The organism is Methylorubrum subtropicum, from assembly GCF_038442325.1.
In the GTDB taxonomy this organism is placed as follows: domain Bacteria; phylum Pseudomonadota; class Alphaproteobacteria; order Rhizobiales; family Beijerinckiaceae; genus Methylobacterium; species Methylobacterium subtropicum.
In genome coordinates this window covers 153,454-171,303 of sequence record NZ_JBBXMW010000012.1, presented here as the reverse complement: position 1 = coordinate 171,303, position 17,850 = coordinate 153,454, and the positions used below count along the sequence as shown (strand labels likewise).

15 protein-coding genes and 3 pseudogenes are annotated in these 17,850 nt (G+C 68.0%); 10 read left to right on the top strand and 8 right to left on the bottom strand.

Going from position 1 to position 17,850, the window contains the following annotated elements:
• Positions 1 to 296: 296 nt before the first annotated feature.
• The 3 genes and pseudogenes from AAHG03_RS17615 to AAHG03_RS27175 all read left to right on the top strand — a co-directional run.
• Positions 297 to 2,519, top strand: a complete 2,223-nt coding sequence (locus AAHG03_RS17615; RefSeq protein ID WP_342152046.1) for a CHASE3 domain-containing protein — start codon at positions 297 to 299, stop codon at positions 2,517 to 2,519.
• Positions 2,520 to 2,931: 412 nt separating this feature from the next.
• Positions 2,932 to 4,164, top strand: a pseudogene (locus tag AAHG03_RS27180) (GAF domain-containing protein); the annotation flags it as partial.
• 153 nt (positions 4,165 to 4,317) lie between these two features.
• Positions 4,318 to 5,461 (top strand): annotated as a pseudogene (locus tag AAHG03_RS27175) (ATP-binding protein); the annotation flags it as partial.
• Between the two features lie 67 nt (positions 5,462 to 5,528).
• Here AAHG03_RS27175 and AAHG03_RS17600 read toward each other — a convergent pair.
• From AAHG03_RS17600 to AAHG03_RS17585, 4 genes are read right to left on the bottom strand one after another with little or no spacing between them, the layout of a single operon-like run.
• The gene (locus AAHG03_RS17600; RefSeq protein WP_342152044.1) at positions 5,529 to 5,945 is read right to left on the bottom strand and encodes an ester cyclase; all 417 of its coding nucleotides are present in this window, start codon (positions 5,943 to 5,945) and stop codon (positions 5,529 to 5,531) included.
• Positions 5,946 to 5,991: 46 nt separating this feature from the next.
• On the bottom strand, positions 5,992 to 6,537 hold the full coding sequence (locus AAHG03_RS17595) for a type 1 glutamine amidotransferase domain-containing protein (RefSeq protein ID WP_342152043.1): 546 nt from the start codon (positions 6,535 to 6,537) through the stop codon (positions 5,992 to 5,994).
• Between the two features lie 45 nt (positions 6,538 to 6,582).
• Positions 6,583 to 6,882 carry a hypothetical protein gene (locus tag AAHG03_RS17590; RefSeq protein ID WP_342152041.1) on the bottom strand — a complete coding sequence of 100 codons (300 nt, stop codon included), beginning with the start codon at positions 6,880 to 6,882 and terminating at the stop codon, positions 6,583 to 6,585.
• Between the two features lie 14 nt (positions 6,883 to 6,896).
• Complete coding sequence (locus tag AAHG03_RS17585) at positions 6,897 to 7,976, bottom strand: catalase family protein (protein WP_342152039.1); 1,080 nt, start codon at positions 7,974 to 7,976, stop codon at positions 6,897 to 6,899.
• A gap of 352 nt (positions 7,977 to 8,328) precedes the next feature.
• Between AAHG03_RS17585 and AAHG03_RS17580 the strand changes: the two genes are divergently transcribed.
• From AAHG03_RS17580 to AAHG03_RS17570, 3 genes are all read left to right on the top strand, one after another.
• A complete protein-coding gene (locus AAHG03_RS17580) occupies positions 8,329 to 8,565 on the top strand; it encodes a hypothetical protein (protein WP_342152037.1) in 237 nt (78 codons plus the stop codon).
• 78 nt (positions 8,566 to 8,643) lie between these two features.
• Positions 8,644 to 9,525 carry a cytochrome b/b6 domain-containing protein gene (locus AAHG03_RS17575; protein ID WP_342152035.1) on the top strand — a complete coding sequence of 294 codons (882 nt, stop codon included), beginning with the start codon at positions 8,644 to 8,646 and terminating at the stop codon, positions 9,523 to 9,525.
• Complete coding sequence (locus tag AAHG03_RS17570; protein WP_342152033.1) at positions 9,522 to 10,445, top strand: molybdopterin-binding protein; 924 nt, start codon at positions 9,522 to 9,524, stop codon at positions 10,443 to 10,445. The genes AAHG03_RS17575 and AAHG03_RS17570 overlap by 4 nt, the downstream gene beginning before the upstream one ends.
• 30 nt (positions 10,446 to 10,475) lie before the next feature.
• On the opposite strand, the gene AAHG03_RS17565 is transcribed toward AAHG03_RS17570, so the two are convergent.
• Together AAHG03_RS17565 and AAHG03_RS17560 are read right to left on the bottom strand one after the other, a co-directional pair.
• Positions 10,476 to 11,153: an HAD family hydrolase gene (locus AAHG03_RS17565; protein ID WP_342152032.1), complete on the bottom strand. Its 678-nt coding sequence runs from the start codon at positions 11,151 to 11,153 to the stop codon at positions 10,476 to 10,478.
• A 160-nt stretch (positions 11,154 to 11,313) separates the two neighbouring features.
• Positions 11,314 to 12,450: an alpha/beta hydrolase gene (locus tag AAHG03_RS17560; RefSeq protein WP_342152030.1), complete on the bottom strand. Its 1,137-nt coding sequence runs from the start codon at positions 12,448 to 12,450 to the stop codon at positions 11,314 to 11,316.
• A gap of 185 nt (positions 12,451 to 12,635) precedes the next feature.
• On the opposite strand from AAHG03_RS17560, the gene AAHG03_RS17555 reads away from it, so the two are divergent.
• The gene (locus AAHG03_RS17555; protein WP_342152057.1) at positions 12,636 to 12,845 is read left to right on the top strand and encodes a hypothetical protein; all 210 of its coding nucleotides are present in this window, start codon (positions 12,636 to 12,638) and stop codon (positions 12,843 to 12,845) included.
• 213 nt (positions 12,846 to 13,058) lie between these two features.
• Positions 13,059 to 14,141, top strand: coding sequence for a catalase family protein (locus tag AAHG03_RS17550; RefSeq protein ID WP_342152029.1), 1,083 nt, complete (start codon positions 13,059 to 13,061; stop codon positions 14,139 to 14,141).
• Between the two features lie 155 nt (positions 14,142 to 14,296).
• Here the strand turns inward: AAHG03_RS17550 and AAHG03_RS17545 are convergent.
• Positions 14,297 to 14,593: pseudogene (locus AAHG03_RS17545) on the bottom strand (response regulator); the annotation flags it as partial.
• A gap of 109 nt (positions 14,594 to 14,702) precedes the next feature.
• Positions 14,703 to 15,545: a DUF3658 domain-containing protein gene (locus AAHG03_RS17540; protein WP_342152027.1), complete on the bottom strand. Its 843-nt coding sequence runs from the start codon at positions 15,543 to 15,545 to the stop codon at positions 14,703 to 14,705.
• 199 nt (positions 15,546 to 15,744) lie between these two features.
• Between AAHG03_RS17540 and AAHG03_RS17535 the strand changes: the two genes are divergently transcribed.
• Together AAHG03_RS17535 and AAHG03_RS17530 are read left to right on the top strand one after the other, a co-directional pair.
• Entirely contained in the window at positions 15,745 to 16,476 is a 732-nt protein-coding gene (locus AAHG03_RS17535; protein ID WP_342152055.1) for a response regulator transcription factor, read from the top strand.
• Between the two features lie 29 nt (positions 16,477 to 16,505).
• A complete protein-coding gene (locus tag AAHG03_RS17530; protein WP_342152026.1) occupies positions 16,506 to 17,849 on the top strand; it encodes a HAMP domain-containing sensor histidine kinase in 1,344 nt (447 codons plus the stop codon).
• Position 17,850 lies beyond the last annotated feature (1 nt).

Genomic DNA, 17,850 nt, shown 5'->3' with positions numbered 1-17,850 from the left:
ACCGGCTCGATCGCTGCCCACTCCGCGTCCGTCAGATCAAACCGTGCCATTCACGATCCTCCATGGCTGGAGGACCAACGATCAGCGTGGGCAACCGTGCCAATCGTTATGAGTTCGCGGCCTAGTCGGACGGGTCTTGCGTCGCGTCATCGCCGCATCGTCCCAGCCTCCCGTGCGACCGGAACGAAGCGCGTGAGCGTCAGGAACGGAGCGCCGCAGGTATCGCTGACCATATCGTGGTCTCCGCGCCGGGTCGCCGCCCCCAGGGGCCAGGGTAGCCCGGGATCGGACACGACATGACCAAGCACCTCGTCGCCCGCGCCAATCTCCTCTTCCTAGCGGTGCTCATCGCCATCACGGCGTTGGTCGGCGGCGTCACCTGGGAGCGCCTGGGCGCCGCCCGGGAGGCACGCGAATGGTCCCAGCATAGCTACCGCGTGCTGGGCGCGATGAAGGACCTCGCCATCGCGCTGCGCGATGCCGAGACCGGCCAGCGCGGCTTCCTGCTGACCGGCAAGGACGATTACCTCGCACCCTACAACGAGGCCCGCGACCGGGTCGGCCTGCTGCAGGGCGATCTGCAGAAGCTCACGGCCGACAACCCGGCGCAGCAGCGCCGGCTGCGCGACCTTTCGCCGGTCATCCAGCATAAGCTGGAGGAGCTCGCGCAGACCGTCCAGTCACGGCGCGACAGCGGACTCGATGCTGCGCTGCGAATCGTCAACACGGATGCCGGGCGCAAGTACCAGAAGCAGGCCGAAACCGTCCTCGCAGCCATGCTGGCGGAGGAACAAGGCCTGCTGGATACCCGCATGGTGGAGAACGACGCGCGCGCGGCCTGGGTCCGCTGGCTGGTGCTCGGCGGCGCCGTCCTCGCGGCGCTCATCCTGCTCCTTGCGGCACGGCTGCTGAACCAAGCCTGGTCCCGCTCCCACAGGATCGAGGCCGAGCAACGTACGCTGGCCCTGCGCCTGCGCGCCTCCCTCGACAGCCTGAGCCAGGGCATCGCCGTGTTCGGCGCCGACCGGCTCATGACGAACTGGAACCAGTGCTTCCAGGTCCTGCTCGACCTTCCGAAGGCGATGCTGCGGTCGGGCACGCCCTATGGTGTCTTCGTCGAACACACCTCCGAGGACGGCCGTCCCGCCCTGGAGAGCGAGGACCAGATCCGCCACGGCCGCAGCGTCCCGGGCGAGGCGGTCGTGTACGAACGGGTCCGGGGCGACGCGCATCACCTGGAGCTTCGGCGCACGCCGATGCCGGACGGCGGGTTCGTGCTCACCGTCACCGACATGACCAAGCGTACCCAGGCCGAGGGCGTCCTGCGCGAGGCGCAGAAGATGCAGGCCATCGGTCAGTTGACCGGGGGCATCGCGCACGACTTCAACAACCTGCTGCAGGTGATCCTCGGCAACCTCGAATTCGTTCGCTCCAAGCTCGTCGACGGGGACGCCAAGCTCCAGACCCGGATCGAGCGCGCCGCCTGGGCCGCCCAACGCGGCGCGACCCTCACCGCCCAACTCCTCGCCTTCGCCCGCAAGCAGCCCCTGGCGCCGGCGCCCATCGACCTGTCCGCGACGATGCCAGACCTCGTTCCGCTCCTCAGGCGCACGCTGGGCGAGCACATCGAGGTGCGCTACGTCGAGAGCGCCGGCCTCTGGCCGGCGATGGCTGATCCCGCGCAGTTGGAGAGCGCGGTCCTCAACCTCGCGCTGAACGCCCGCGACGCCATGCCCGGCGGGGGACGCCTGACCATCGAGCTCGGCAACAAGGTCCTCGACGATCATTACGCACGAGACCATGCCGAGGTGGTGGCCGGCGACTACGCCATGCTCGCCGTGTCGGACACCGGCCACGGCATGACGCCCGAGGTCGTCAAGCGCGTGTTCGAACCGTTCTTTACGACCAAGCCCGACGGCAAGGGCACCGGCCTCGGGCTCGCGATGGTGTTCGGCTTCGTGAAGCAGTCCGGTGGACACGTGAAGATCTACTCCGAGCCCGGCGAGGGCACGACGGTGAAGATCTACCTGCCCCGGGCGATGGGCGTCGTGCCGGTCGCCGGCCAGCGTTCCGTCGCCCCGGTCGAGTTGCCACGCGGAGATGCCACCGTGCTCGTGGTCGAGGACGAGCCGGCGGTCCGCGAGATCGCCTGCGCGATCCTGTCGGACCTCGGCTATCGGGTCCTGGAAGCCTCCGATGGCGAGGAGGCCCTGCGCATGTTTGGCGCCAACGCCAACGCCATCGACCTGCTGCTCACCGATGTGGTGCTGCCCGGCGAGGTCCGCGGCCGCACGCTGTCCGAGCGCATCCTCGCGATGCGACCCGAGGTGAGGGTGCTCTTCATGTCGGGCTACACCGAGAATTCCATCGTCCATCACGGTCGCCTCGACGACGGCGTGATGCTCATCGGCAAGCCGTTCAAGCGCGAGCAACTCGCCATCAAGGTGGCCGAGGCGCTCGGTCATCCCGTCCCGCCGGCATCCGGGGATGGGAACGTGGTCGCCTTGCGTCCGCGCTGAGCAACGACTGGCTCGGGCTATCCACCTCGGGCACCCCAACACCGTTTCATAAGGCTAGGTCTCGGGTTTCGCGGCTGCGTTCGGACGCCAGCGCAACGTTACCCTGGCCAAGTCCTCGGGCGGCCGCAGGACGATATTCGCCGTCCGCCTGCTCCTGTCCGTGCTGGTCGATATCCATACCCGTTCCACACACTCCCAAGCGGGGGGGCATGAGGTAGCAGCTGACGGAACCTGGGCATTCGTCGCGTTGGAACGGCCAAGTTGACCCAACGTTGTGAGGGGTTGGCCCCACCATTCCCATGGCCTGATTGGACGACCTTTGCCTCCGTGCACGTTGACCGCCATCCACGAAAGCTCTTCGAGCACCGAGACGCGGCGCCTGTCCGCGCTGGCCGGCTACGCCGTGCTCGACATGGCTCCGGAGGCGGAGCTCGACGACATCGTCCGCCTCGCCGCCCGGATCTGCGGCACGCCCGTCTCGCTGATCACCCTGGTCGACGACGTTCGCCAGTTCTTCAGGGCGCGGTCTGGGTATGAGGGTGCGGTGACCGCCCCGCTCGATTCCGGGTTTTGCCCGCTGGTCGTGAGCGCCGGTACGCCTCTGGTTATCCCCGATACGCGGTCCGACCCGGCCCATGCGGAAAATCCCGCCACGCGCGATGCCGGCGTGCGCTTCTATGCCGGCGTGCCCCTACTAACCGCCGAAGGCCTCGCGCTGGGGACGCTGTGCGTGCTCGATGGCGCCGCCCGCCCCGACGGGCTCGAACCCCCGCAGATCGAAGACCTTGAGGCGCTCGCTCGGCAGGTCATGGCGCAGTTCGAGCTTCGACGGGCCGTCCGCGAACGTGACGCTGCGCTCAGACGCGGACGCGCCGATGAGGCGCGCCACCGGCAGGTTCTCGCCAGCGCGGTCGACTACGCCATCGTCACGACGGACCTCGACGGGGACGTGACCGGCTGGAACGCGGGGGCCGAGACCATTCTGGGCTGGACCGAAACCGAGGCGCTTGGCCGTCACGCGGACCTGTTCTTCACGCCGGAGGACCGGGCCGACGACATCCCCGAGAGCGAGATGCGGGCGGCGCGCGAGGAGGGGCGCGGCAACGACGAGCGCTGGCACCTGCGCAAGGACGGCTCGCGGTTCTGGGCGATGGGCGAGATGATGCCGCTGACCGCCGAGGACGGAGGCCACGTCGGCTACCTCAAGATCCTGCGCGACCGTACGGAGGAGCGCCGCCGCGGCGAGCGGCTGCATCTCCTGGCCCGCGCCGCGGCGGAGTTGCTGTCGGCCGCCGACCCGGACGCGGCGCTGGTCCCGATCCTGGAGGCCGGCACCGAGGCGCTCGGCTTCGACCAGACCTACATCTACGTCACGGAAGCGAGCGGGGAGCGCCTCGCGCTGACGCAGTCCATCGGGCTCGGGCCGGAGTTTAGGGCGGTCCTGAGGGACGTCTCCTGCGACCTGCCCCTGTGCGGGATCGTGGCCCGAACGCGAAAGCCCTTCGTGCTCCCGGACATCCAGTCGAGCGACGAGCCTCGTCACGCAATGGCGCAGGAGGCCGGCCTGACCGCCTTCGCCGGCTATCCGGTGATCAGCCGCGGCCGGCTGTCGGGGGTGATCTCCTTCGCCTCCACACGGCAGGCCGTCTTCGGCGGGGAGACCCTCGCCTTCTTCGCCACGGTCGCGCAGTTCCTCTCCACGGCACGCGGACGGCTCGACGACGAGGCCGCGCTGCGCGCAAACGAGTCGAACCTTGAGCAGCAGGTCAGCGACCGGACGCGGGCGCTGATGACGGTGGAGGAAGCCCTGCGCCAGTCCCAGAAGATGGAGGCGGTCGGGCAACTGACCGGGGGCGTCGCGCATGACTTCAACAACCTGCTGACCATCATCCGCTCGTCGGTGGACTTCCTGCGGCGGCCCGACCTCGCCGCCGAGCGCAAGCAGCGCTACCTCGACGCCGTCTCCGATACGGTCGAGCGGGCCGCCAAGCTGACTGGTCAGCTCCTGGCCTTCGCGCGGCGACAGGCGCTGACCCCGGAGGTTTTCGAGGTCGGGACCCGCCTGCGGGCGGTGGCGGACATGCTCGATACCGTGACCGGCTCCCGCATCCGTGTGTTGACCGAGATGGTGGGAACGCCCTGCCACGTGCGCGCCGACGTCAGCCAGTTCGAGACCGCGCTCGTCAACATGGCGGTCAATGCCCGCGATGCCATGCATGGCGAGGGAATCCTCACCCTGCGCCTCGTTTGCGGCTCAGCCCTGCCGTCGATCCGCGGCCATGCCGGATCGACGAGCCCGTTCGTCGCCGTGTCGCTGACGGACACCGGCAGCGGCATCCCGGCGGACGCGCTCCCGCGGGTATTCGAGCCTTTCTATACGACGAAGCCGGTCGGCCAGGGCACGGGGCTCGGTCTGTCCCAGGTGTTCGGCTTCGCCAAGCAGTCCGGCGGTGACATCGACCTGAAGAGTGAGCCCGGCCGGGGCTCGACCTTCACGCTCTACCTGCCGGAAGTGCCACCCCCCCCTCGTGCAGGAAACCGTCACGTCCGCGGAAAACCCTGCCGCCACCGGGCTTTGCCTTCTCGTCGTCGAGGACAACTTGGAGGTCGGCCGTTTCGCCACCCAGATCCTGGAGGACCTTGGCAACGAAATCGTGTGGGCGACAAATGCCGAGGAAGCACTTGCTGAGGTCGAAAAGGCACCGACGCGGTTCGACGCGGTGTTCTCCGACGTCGTCATGCCGGGGATGGGCGGCGTCGCGCTCGCGGAGGAACTGCGTCAGCGCCTCCCCGACCTGCCTGTCGTGCTAACCTCCGGCTACAGCCACGTTTTGGCTCAGGACGCGTCGCACGGGTTCGAGCTCGTGCACAAGCCCTACTCCGCCGAGCAGCTCTCGCGCATGCTGGGCAAGGTCACCGCGGCGCGCCGGGCCGGCACATGACGATAGCGCCGGGTCACCCAACCGTTGCGGAGCGGCGAACGCGCCCCCAGGCAACGCCATTACCCACTCAGGCGTCGATGGCCCCGATCTGCTTCAGCAGGGATAGGTTATCCATCAGCGCCCAGTGCTCGGCCAGGCGTCCTTCTACGATGCGGAAGTAGTCCATCACGACGATGTCCACGGCCCTTCCCGTGGCCGGGATACCCTGGAACTCGCCCGTGTGCCGGCCTTGGAAGCGCAGGCGGGCGAGCACCCGGTCGCCTTCGGCGATGACCTCGTCGATGGGCATGGTGATGTCGGACAGGCCGCCATGCAGTACCTCGCCGAGCTTGGCCACACCTTCCGGGCCACGGACCTCGAAGTCGAGGCCGGGATCGTGACGGACGAAGTCCGGGGTGATGAAGCGCTGCCACCACGCCGAGTCCCGGTCCCGGAACGCATCGAAGTAGGCCCGCACGAGGTTCTTGTTGATTTCGAGGGACACGCGTTTTGACTCCGGACGACGCGGTGTGGATCGGGCCGGTGAACGCTCAGGCCGCCTGTGCGAACAGCTTGACGATGGCCTTGCAGAAGGCTGGCAGATCGTTCGGGTTGCGCGAGGTCACGAGGTTGCCGTCCACGGCGACCTCCTCGTCCACCCAGGTCGCCCCAGCATTGCGAAGGTCCACCTGCAGCGACGGCCAGGACGTCAGGGTCCGTCCGCGCACGCCCTCGGCGTTGATGAGCATCCACGGACCGTGGCAGATCGCGGCGATGGGCTTTCCGGCGTCGACGAACGCCTTGACGAACGCGACCGCCTTCTCGTCCAGCCGAAGCGCGTCGGGGTTGGTGGTCCCGCCGGGGAGCACCAACCCGTCGTAGCCGGTCGCATCGGCCTCCGCCACGACGGCGTCGACCGGGTGCTTGCCGGCCGGGTTCACGTCTTTCTCCATGGCTTGGATCTCGCCGGCCTTCAGCGACACCAGGGTCGTCGTCGCCCCCGCATCCCGAAGGGCCTTCACCGGCTCGGTCAACTCGACCTCCTCGACTCCGTCCGTCGCCAGCACGGCGATCCTGCGTCCCTTGATGTCCGTCATGGTAATGTCCTCTCAATTTCTGTTTTGCTGATAGGCGAACGACCGTCAGCGACGCGGCTCGACCTTGGTGCAGGTAAAGGCGACCGGCAGGGCCACGCCGTCCTTGGTCTTCCGCGTGAACGAGGCCGCGTTCGCGGTCGTCGATGCGACCGCATGCTCGGCATCAGGGCTGTCGACAGGCAGGACGTAGTCCTGGCCGCTCTCGATGCCCTTGGTCGGGTCGAACACGCGGATTGTCACGCTGAACGGCTTGAGGGACGTCCTGGCCCCGTCGTCGGCCTGGGCGCCGCCGCCGATGACGAGGGCGAGTGCGGCGAACGCCGTGCCCGTGAGGAAGGATCTCATACCCGTCCCCATGGTCATCGACCCGAGCCGGGTTCGTGGATCGGGCAGCCGTTGAAGCGCTCCCGGAACTCGGCGGAATGCCTGTAGGGCTCGTTGCGGGCGCGGTTGATGTTGCCGAGGGGGCGATGGGCGGCGAGGCCGGTCCAGACGCCGAAGCGCATGTGCTCGTCCACCGCATCGACGCGTGCGGCGTCCCAGCTGTCCTGCGCCCGTACGCGGATGGTCGCGACCTTCACGAAGGGTGCTTCCTGCTCGTCCCACTCGACGGTCGGGTCCTCGACCGGCTGGCGTTCGAGATCCCGGCACAGTTGCACCCGGAACTCCCAGACCCCGTCGATCCCCTTCATCTCCGACTGCACCGTCTCGCGGATCGCGTCCGGGCGTCCGGAGGCGTCGATCTCGGTGCCGGTCAGGGCGGTCAGGGCCGGTGCCACGGGAGCGACCGAGAACTTGGCGATGTAATCGCCGTACCGGAAAGGCGTGACGCTGTAGTAGGTCTCGCCGAGCGGATCGACGTTGGGCGCACCACCCAGCCCGCCAATCGTGGGGCTTTCGATGCCGACCGCGGTCAGCACTTTGTTGACCCCGCGCAGGACGGTGGATGCGGCGACCTTCAGTCCCTCGGCCCGGTCGGTGGTCTTGGCCAAGAGCTTGAGGCTACCAAGGAATTTGTCGGCCGTCGGCGCCTGGAAGACCTTGGCGTTGACCATGATGAAGTTCTGGGTCGTGCCTTCAGCCCCTGGCAAGCGCTCGCCCGGCACGTCGAGGACCTTGAGGGCCAACCCCCGCGGCAGGGAGATGGCATCCGGCAGGATGTCGCCGGCGTTGGTCGATATCCGCATGTAGACCTTATGCTCGCCCGGCGTGGCGAACATGCCTTGCGCGAGTTCCGGCGGCAGTCCGGCTTCGACCGTCAGGGTGCCCTCGAGGATGCCGTGCGCCTTGGCGTGGACCGAGCGCACCGCGTGTCCGGAATGCTCGGCGACCGTCGTCAGAATGGTATCGAAGGTCTCGTTCAAACCTTCGATGGTCTTCCCCTCGTCGGCAGCGATCTTCTCGACATCGGGGGTATAACGGACGGGCGCTGCCGGCATGCACGGTCTCCAAAACTCGCTTGTGCACAACCAATCAACTTGGAACCCGTTCCAGTCGTTTCCCCGATCAGCCTCACACCGCGGCCTCACGTATTCGGGAAATCTTCCGCCGGCCCAGCGGTAGGCTGTTGGCGTTCTTATTCCGGCCCGAAACTATTCACCACAAGCCTCCGTACCGGTTGGCATACGCCCGGCCTGGGCGTGGCGCGAGGCCCTGTCTCGGCGTCCGATTTGTCGTGTTCCAACGCCATTGGAAACGGATTTTTATTCGTAAAATCAGGAACTTGCCGTTCTCTCATTCTCTTCTCCCGATGTGCAAAAGGGGATTCCTTCCCCGTACAGGAGACGTTGAATGAAGATCACCACCCTCGCCCTCGCCGCCTCGGTCCTCGGCACCCTCGCCCTGGGAGCCGGCGGCGCTTCCGCGGCCCCGCTGGGACCGAACGGTCTCCAGGGCGGCTCCTCGACCGTCACCCAGGTCCGCATGGACCGCAGCGAGCGGATGATGATGAAGAAGCGCATGATGCGGAAGCAGATGATGAAGCGCCGCATGATGAAGAAGCGGATGATGATGAATCGCGGCATGTGATTTCGAGGCGCCGTGCGCTTCCGGAGGCCCCTATTCAGGGGCCTCCACCCTGGCTGTTACGTGTGCGAGGAAGACTGTTTGGCTCGAACCTACCTGACCCGATCCGCTCCCGAGACGGGCGAAGTCGAGCGTCGCCGCTGGATGTTTCGCCACCCCCTCGTCATCCGGGTCACCCACTGGGTGAACGCGGTCTGCCTGCTGGTCCTGCTGATGAGCGGCCTGCAGATCTTCAACGCCCATCCGGCCCTGTACTGGGGCAAGGTCTCGACCTTCGACGCGCCGCTGATGGCGATGTCCTCGACTGAGGACGATCCGCCCAAGGGCATGACAACGGTGTTCGGTCACGGCTTCGACACGACCGGCTGGCTCGGTTCCTCGGTCGGCTCCGACGGCGAGGCGGCCGACCGCGGCTTTCCGGCCTGGGCGACCTTGCCGAGCGACCAGGATCTCACCGGTGGCCGCTCCTGGCACTTCTTCTTCGCCTGGGCCTTCGTCCTGAACGGCTTTGCCTACCTGCTCTATGGGCTGGGCAGCGGGCAGCTTCGATTCCGTGTGATCCCGTCCCGCGACCAGATCCGGCACTTCGGCGCGTCGGTGTGGGAGCACCTGACGCTGCGCTTCCCGCAGGGCGACGAGGCCAAGTGCTACAACGTCATCCAGAAGCTGACCTATCTCGTCGTGCTGTTCGTGCTCCTGCCGGTGCAGGTGCTGGCCGGCCTCGCGATGTCGCCGGCGATGGACGCCGCATTCCCTTTCCTGCTGACGCTGTTCGATGGGCGCCAGTCGGCCCGTACGGTGCACTTCGTCGTGGCGGCTCTGCTGGTCCTGTTCGTGGTCGTGCACGTCGCCCTGGTCCTGCTCTCGGACTTCTGGAACAACATGCGCGGCATGCTGACCGGCTGGTTCGTGATCGAGCGCAAGGTCGAGCCGGCACCCGTGACCGGGGAGACCCGCGCATGATCCGCCTTCCGAGCCGACGGGCCCTCCTGACGGGCGCCTCCGCCGCGGCCGCGGCGGCCATGCTCGGCGGGTGTGACCGCCTCGGCAACGCGGAGTGGTTCCAACGCACGCTCAAGACAGGTGAGGACGCCAACATGTTCGTCCAGCGCCTGCTGCTCACCGACCGGACGCTGGCCCCGGAATACGCTGAGGCCGACATCTCGCCGTGGTTCAAGCCGAATGGCACCGAGGACCCGCCGGACAGGGACTACAAAGCCCTGGCGAGGGCCAAGTTCGCCAAGTACCACCTGGAGGTCGGCGGCCTCGTGGAGGCGCCTTTCAGGCTGTCCCTGGCCGAACTCCGCAAGCTTCCGGCCCGCACCCAGATCACCCGGCACGATTGCGTCGAGGGCTGGAGCGCCATCGGCAAGTGGACCGGGGTACCGCTCGCGGACCTCCTGTCCCGGGCCAAGCTCAAGCCGCAGGCACGCTACGTGGTGTTCCACTGCGCCGACACCATGGACCAAGGCAGTCCGCTCGAAGGCGGGGGGGACGGTGAGGAGACCGACGAGGCCCCTGCCGGCAACGCCAACCCGAGTATGACGAAGCAGTCAGGCGGCGACGAGAGCAGGAAGGACTCCGGCGGCCAACAGGCGTCGGAGGACTCTGCAGCCAGCGGCGGAGCGCCGGTCCGATATTACGAGAGCATCGACCTCGTGGACGCGTTCCACCCGCAGACCATCCTCGCCTACGACATGAACGGGCAAGCGCTTCCCGTGTCGAACGGCGCCCCGCTGAGGCTGCGCGTGGAACGCAACCTCGGCTACAAGCAGGCGAAGTACGTGATGCGCATCGAGGTGGTCGAGAGCTTTGCCCACCTCGGCGAGGGTAAGGGCGGCTACTGGGAGGACCAGGGGTACGCCTGGTATGCCGGCATCTGAGACGGCAACGACGCAACGTGGGCGTCCACACTATCCTCCGATGCGGACCATCTTTGAGGCGACGTCCAGCAGGGTCTCTCCCGTGACATCCGGCGCTCGCAGCACCGCGGAGTACGGCCGCCCCCGGGCGACGTAGCCGGCCATGAGCCCGGCGACCTTGGCACCATGCAGGTCCCAAGGGTGGGTCGCGATCAGCGCGATCTCGCCGGGCACGACCCCGGCGGTCTGCGCCGCGTAAAGGTAGACCTCGGCACGCGGCTTCGAGAGCTTCACGTCCTCGACGGACAGGACCTGCTCGACCAGCCCGTCCATGCCCGCCGCGGCGAGCAGGCCTCTCGTGCTCTTGGTCGCCCCGTTGCTCAACGCGAAGACCCTGATGCCGGCGTCGGCCAGAACCTGGAATGCGGCCTTGGCGCCTTCCTGCGGCGGCAAGACCTTCATCATGTCCAGGACGGCATGCTTGTCCTTCGATGAGGCTTCGAGCCCCTGCATGGCGAGCATTTCGTCGAGGCACTCCGACAGCACGGACTGGAAGGGGGCGAAGGTGTTGGTCGTGGCGAGGGCGAAGGTGTCCCGCAGGCCGGTCGCGTAGAGCAGGTCCAGCGCGAGCGGCGGGAGCCCCAACGCCATCAGCGCGGGCCGCATCGGCTCCATGCTGAACACCGTGCCGATGATGTCGAAGGCAACGACCTTGGGACGTTTGGGCATCGCGGTTCCGTTGTCGGGCAGCGCGTCAGGGCTGAAGCGAAGCAGTGAAAGCTCGCAGAGGTTCGATGCGCCGGCGGTCTGCGGCTACGCCGGCTGCGATGCCTTTCGACAAGTCAGCGGGCCGGCCATCCGGGGAAGGCCGGCCCGTACCGGCGTCAGGTCACTTGGCGCCGGTGGAACCGGTGGCCATGCCACCGAAGGCCGCATTCAAGTCGCCGATGACGGCGGTCTCGGCTTCCCTGGCCTTGGCGACGACGGCGCCCATCCCGAAGAACTCGTGCGTGACGCCGGGGTAGTCGCGGTAGGTCACCTGACCGCCCGCCGCCTTGATCTTGTCGGCCAGCATCTTGCCGTCGTCGTGAAGCGGATCGATTTGCGCGGTGACCACCGTGAACGGCGGCAGCCCCTTGAGGTCGGCCTTGCCGACGATATCGAGGCGCGGGTCGGTGCGGTCTGCGTCGTTGCGTACGGTCTGGTCGTAGAACCAGGCCATCATCGGCTTGTCGAGCGGCTTGGCCGAGGCGTTGTCCTTATAGGACTGCGTGTCGAGGTTGGTGCCTGCCATCGGGTAGACGGCCACGACCTGCAACGGCTTCTCGACGTTCCCGTCGCGCGCCATGATGGCGACGTTGGTCGCGAGGTTGCCGCCGGCAGACTCCCCGACCAGCGCGATTTTGGACGGGTTGCCGCCGAAGGTCTTGGCGTTGGCGAGCGCCCACTTGTAGGCGGCGAAGGCGTCCTCGTGCTGTGCCGGGAACTTGGCCTCCGGCGCATGGCGGTACTCGACTGAGACCACGACGGCCTTGGCACCCTTGGCAATGGCGCGCGGGGTCGCGTCGTAGGTGTCGAGGTCGGCGATCACGAAGCCGCCGCCGTGGTAGTACACCACCACCGGCAGCGGACCCGAGGCTCCCTCGGGGGTGTAGATCCGGACCTTCTGGGAACCGCCGCCGGTCTCGTAGGCGAGGTCCTTCGTGGTCACGCCTGGCTCGGGTGCCGTCGGCTTGCCCTGTTCCGTCAGAAGCGCCTTGACGCCGTCGGTGGGGCTCGGCTGCTTGCGCGCCTCCTCCGGCGAGAGCTTCGGGATCGGCTTCGGGTCGAGCTTCTTCAGCGCGTCGAGGACGTGCTTCATGTCGACGTCGAGGTTGGCCATCGGCGAGCCGGTCACAGTCGCGACGGCGCCGTCGAAATGGTCCTTCATCGTCGGCTGCGCCTGCGCCCAGGCCGAGGAAGCGGTCAGGAGGGCGGTGCCGGCAAGCATGGCGGCAAGCGCATGCGACTTCGTCTGAATGGCCACAGAGTATCCTTGGATGTGGGAGAGTCCCCGCCGAGTCGGCTGGAGGTCTGCCAAGGGAACGACCCCTACCTGTCGGTGTTCCAATTCCGTTCGCCCCGGACACGATACCGGCCATGCCGGAACCCGAGGTCGAGGTCTTAGCTTGCCTCCCTGTGCTGGTGCTTCGTCCGGCCATGAGGACCGCCATGTCGAGCGATACGGAAAGACATCACCTGCTGCTGAGCGCGCTGAAAGCCGCCCAGGGCAAGGGCGAAGGCTCCTTCGAGCAGGCTGTCACCGCCGCCTTCGAGCATGTCTTTGAACATCTTGACCGCCTGAACTCGCATGTTTCGCTGGGCGGCCCGGACGGCGAGGACCAACCCCTCAAGCCCGGCGAGTCCTCGACCTTGAGGTAACGCTCAGCCTGTTGCCTGCGGTTTGACCCGATATCGGCGGGTGGCCCACGGCAAGTCGGTTTTCGACTGACGCGATGCCGGCCTGGGTCGAGAGCGGCCCCTGGCAGATCGATTTTCGGAGCGGCTTTTCGATTCATAAACGCAAACTTCGAATCCGCTGCGTTCTTTCCAGCCGCGGCCCACTTCCGTTCCCCGACCCCCGTGAGGCAGCGCATGACATATCTTCGATACGCATCCGACATCGAGACGCCCACCCCGGACGAGCAGAAGACGATTGACGGCATCATCAAGGGCATGACTCAGCAATCGGAGACCGTCGAGGCACGCGAGCACCATGCCGTGCGTGCCAGCCACGCCAAGAGCTCGGCTTGCGTCACCGGGGAGTTGACGATTACCGCCGGCCTGCCGCCCGAACTGGCGCAGGGGCTGTTCGCGACGCCCGGGACCCACCCCGTGGCGGTGCGTTTCGCGCAAGGGCCGGGCGAGACCCTGGGGGACCGGGTCTCGACCCACCGCGGCATGTCCATCAAGGTGTTCGACGTGCCCGGCGAGAAGCTGCCCGGCCATGCCGTCGACACCCAGGACTTCGTCCTCGCCACGGGCACCACCTTTCCCTCGGGAACGGCGGCCGGCTTCCTGCGGGACGGCACCGTCATCGGCAAGTCGACGAGTTTGCCGGAGGGGGTGAAGAGCGCCGTCTCGTCGACGATGCGCAACCTCAACCGCGCGCTGCACGCATTCGGGACGGAGAGCGCGTTCGCCGACTTCTTCGGCCATCCCTTCAGCCACCCGCTGGCCGACAGCTACTTCAGCCAAGCGCCGGTCCGCTTCGGCGATTACGTCGCCAAGCTCGGGGCCGTGCCGGCGACGGAAAGCCAGCGTGCCCTGTCCGAGTGGCGGCTCGATCCGCATCAGGACGAGGACGGCTTCCGCCACGCCACGGTCGCGTTCTTCCGGGACCACGAGGTGGTGTTCGAGTTGAGGGCGCAGCTTTGGGCGGACGCCGAACGGCAGCCCATCGAGGACGCCTCGGTCGATTGGCCGGTCTCGATCAGCCCCTACCGGACGGTGGCGACGCTGCGCCTGCCCCGCCAGGATGCCTATGCCCCGGATCGCGTGCGCTACTTCGACGAGGTGATGACCTTCCGTCCGGCACACAGCCTTGCGGCCCACCGGCCACTGGGTTCGGTCATGCGCGCGCGGCTCCAGGTCTACCGGGCGCTGAGCGATTTTCGCCATCGCGAGAACGGCGTGGCGTCCGAGGATACCGCAAGCATTGATAAGGTGCCGGCCTAGAACGCGATATGCTCCAAGGCTCTCGCTTGCGAACGCGGTGGCTGCAGGACAGCGACGGGCATGGCTCGTTCGCGGCGGAGGCAGACCCTCCACCGGGGACTTGCGCCCCCTATCTCCAGACGGCGAAACCCCCGCGCGGGGGGTGAGATCGCTCTTTCGATCAAGCCGCGGATGCGGGTGGCGAGGGCCTCCAAGGCGATGGGCTTCACCAGAGATTCCATACCGGGCGCGAGGTGGCCGTGGTTCAGCGCGGCGTTCTCGGCGTAGCCGGTGATAAACAGCACCTTCAGGTCCGGCCGAGAGGACTTCGCCGCGTCCGCCATCGGTCGCCCATTCATGCCGCCGGGTAGGCCGACGTCGGTCAACAGCAGGTCAATGTGCACGTCCCACTGCAGCACCTTGAGGCCGAAGGCGCCATCCGACGCCTCGATGGCCGCGTAGCCGAGGTATTCCTGTGGATCTGCGACACCTATCGGAGGCTGCGGCGTTGATTACCGACGAACTCTTTCGACGGCGACCCTAAGACCTTCCGTGCGTCGGGGGGTCGTGGAAGCCGCCGGTTCAGGGGTCGCCTCCGGTGCCGCCAAGTGCGCTCCATGCGTCGCGTCGCCTGACATCGTAGTCTCGCATCCCCGGCCCTGGTCCGGTCACGTCCAGCACACCGGCCTCGCCGAGGACGAGGATGCGCGCGAACAGCAGTTCGTCGCTGCAACCCTGCCCCGGCGGATCGACCTCGAACGACAGGTGAGTGAGGACGCGACCGACCAGCTTGATCAGCATCTCGCTTTCCGCCGCCGCCTGCGCCGCCAGGATGGCATCGAAATGCGTCAGCGGCGCCGACACCAAGCGCCCGTCGCGCACCACCCGCAACGGAGCGTTCTCCCGCCGCAATCTCGACCAGTCCGCCACGGCAGCATCACTCTCGGCTCTGGTGAAGGGGCGTCGTTTCCCGCCCAGGCCGGATGCCACGATGTCCCCGGGGCGGAGAAGCCCGAGGGACCAGATGGGCGCGATCCCACCCTCGGTCGCGATTTCAAGGCCGGTGGCATCGACGATGTCGAAGGGCCGGCTGCCCATGCGGGAGGCGAATTCCAAGATGCTCGCGTGCTCGACGGCATCGGTCAGGCAGACCCAGAAGACCGGATGTACGCCCGACGCCGTTGCTTCCGTCCAGGGCGTCTCCGCATCCGACCCATCGAAGCATGGGTCGCCGGTCACGCGCATGTTCGCCTCGAACCACGCCCGGCGCGCTTCCGGGTCGGGCGGGTCGATGGGCCCGAGGCTCAGGGCGTGGGTGAGCGCGATCACCCGCGCCTCGCAGCCCTGCAATCGCAGGGCGTCGCGGACGCTCTCCGCCCGGCTTACGCCCCATGCCACATGAACGGTCTCGGCCTTACCGGTCATCTCGCAACCTCCATGGTCGTCGCGTCTCGACGCAAGCCCCACCGGCCGATGCTCGGACCGGGAGACCGTGGTGCCGGACCCCCTCAGCCTGAGAGTGCGGAACGCCCCGGTCATGACGGGGAGGGCCGCCGATGTAACGTTTTGTGACAACGGCCCCTTTCCCGTTGCCGACCGAGAGCCCCCTCGTATGTTCGGGGTCATGAGCGACGGTCAGACCATCGTGGTCGTCGAGGACGACGGCGACATCCGCAGCCAACTCTCCGCCTACCTGGAGAACGAGGGCTTTCGCGTCGTGGGCTTCGACGGCGGCGCAGGCCTCGACCGGCACCTCTCCACGGGCCCGGCGCCGGACTTGATCGTGCTCGACTGGATGCTCCCAGGCGAGGACGGGCTTTCGATCTGCCGGCGGCTTCGCGAGGCGGGCGGACCGCCCATCGTCATGCTGACCGCCAAGGACGAGGACATCGACCGCGTGCTCGGCTTGGAGATGGGCGCCGACTACTACGTCTCGAAGCCGTTCAATCCTCGGGTCCTGCTGGCCCGCATCCGTGCGGTCCTGCGACGCGCCAACGCCGCCGGCGCCCCGGCCGTCGAAGCCGAACCCGATCGGCTGAGCGTCGCGGACCTCGTCGTCGACCTTGCCGCCCGTACGGTGACCGCCGGCGACACCGCCGCCGAGATCCCGCTCACCAGCGCCGAATACGACCTGCTGCACTGCTTCGTCACCCGGCCGCAGCGGGTGCTGTCGCGCGACCAGCTGCTCGACTGGACGCGCGGCCGGACCGCGGACGCCTTTGACCGGACCATCGACGTGCAGGTCAGCCGCCTCCGGCACAAGCTCGACGCGGCCGGCAGCGAGGTTTTCGCCATGTTGAAGACCGTGCGCAACGCCGGCTACATCCTCGCCGCGCCGGTGCGGCCGGCACCGTGATGGCACGGCTCGGCCTGCTGGGACGGATCATGCTCCTGTTGCTGGGGGCGCTCTCGCTGCTCGTTCTGGCCACCGTCGCCCTGGATGGCTGGCAGCGGCGGCAGGAGGGACCACGCTTCCCGACCCGGTTCCCCCGGGTGGACCAGGTCGCCGACATCATCGCCTTGCTGCGGGATGCCGACCCCGGCTTGCGACCCGCCATCCTGAAGGCGGTGAGCGGCGAGGTCCTGCGCGCGGAGATCACCGACACTCCGCCGGACGAGACGAGCCTGATCCGCGAGCCGCGCCTCGAACGGCGCCTGCGCCGGTTGACCGGGGAAACGGACGGCCGGGTCCGGGCCTTCACGGACCAGGCGTTCCTGCATCGCGGTGTCGATCCCGCCGACGTGGCGGATGGCGACCGTAGCGGACCCATCGGCCAACTCGCCACCGCGACCTACAGGCTGCCGGACGGCCGGACCCTGGTCGTCTCGGCCATCGCCAGGCATCGGTCGATCATGCCTTGGCTGCTCGGCCAGCCACTCAGCCTCTGGGTCGCGGTCCTCGGCGCCGCCGTTGCGGGTCTCGTCCTCGTCGGCGCCCGGCACGAGCTCGCCCCCTTGCGACGCCTGACCGAGGCGGTGACCCGGTTCGACGGGCGGGCGTCCGAGCCGGTGGCCGTCACCGGGGGCGCGCCCGAGATCCACCACCTCACGCGCGCGGTCCAGGCTATGCAGGAACGCATTGTCGGCCTGCTCGGCGAGCGCTCGCTCCTCATCGGCGCGATCTCCCACGACCTCAAGACCTACCTCACGCGCCTGCGACTGCGGGCCGAGGGCGTCGCCGAGCCGGGCCGGCGCGAACGCCTGATCGAGGACCTCGACGCGATGACCGCGCTGATCGAGACCTCGCTCGGGTTCGCGCGCGGAACGGCGGTGGAAGTCGGCCGGACGCCAGTCGACCTCGCCGACATCGTCGCGGCCGAGGTCGCCGAGCACGCCGCGCACGGTGCCTTCATCCGTCTGTCGGGGGAGGAACTGCAGGGCATCGTGGTCGCCGGGGACGCGGTCGCCCTGCGCCGGGTGGTGGCTAACCTGATCGGCAACGCCGTCAAGTTTGGACGCTCCTCGGTCGCCGTCGCGGTGGGGCGCGTCGACGCGCTGTGCCGGGTCGTCGTCGAGGACGACGGCCCCGGCATCCCGGAAGCCGAGCGCACGGCGGTGTTCAGTCCCTTCTACCGGATCGAGCGTTCGCGCAGCCGCCTGACGGGCGGCACCGGCCTCGGGTTGGCCATCGCCCGCCAGATCGCGGAGGCGCACGGCGGCAGCGTCGTGGCAGAGGCGGGCTCGCTCGGAGGCGCGCGGCTCGTGGTGACCCTACCCGCATTCGCCTGAA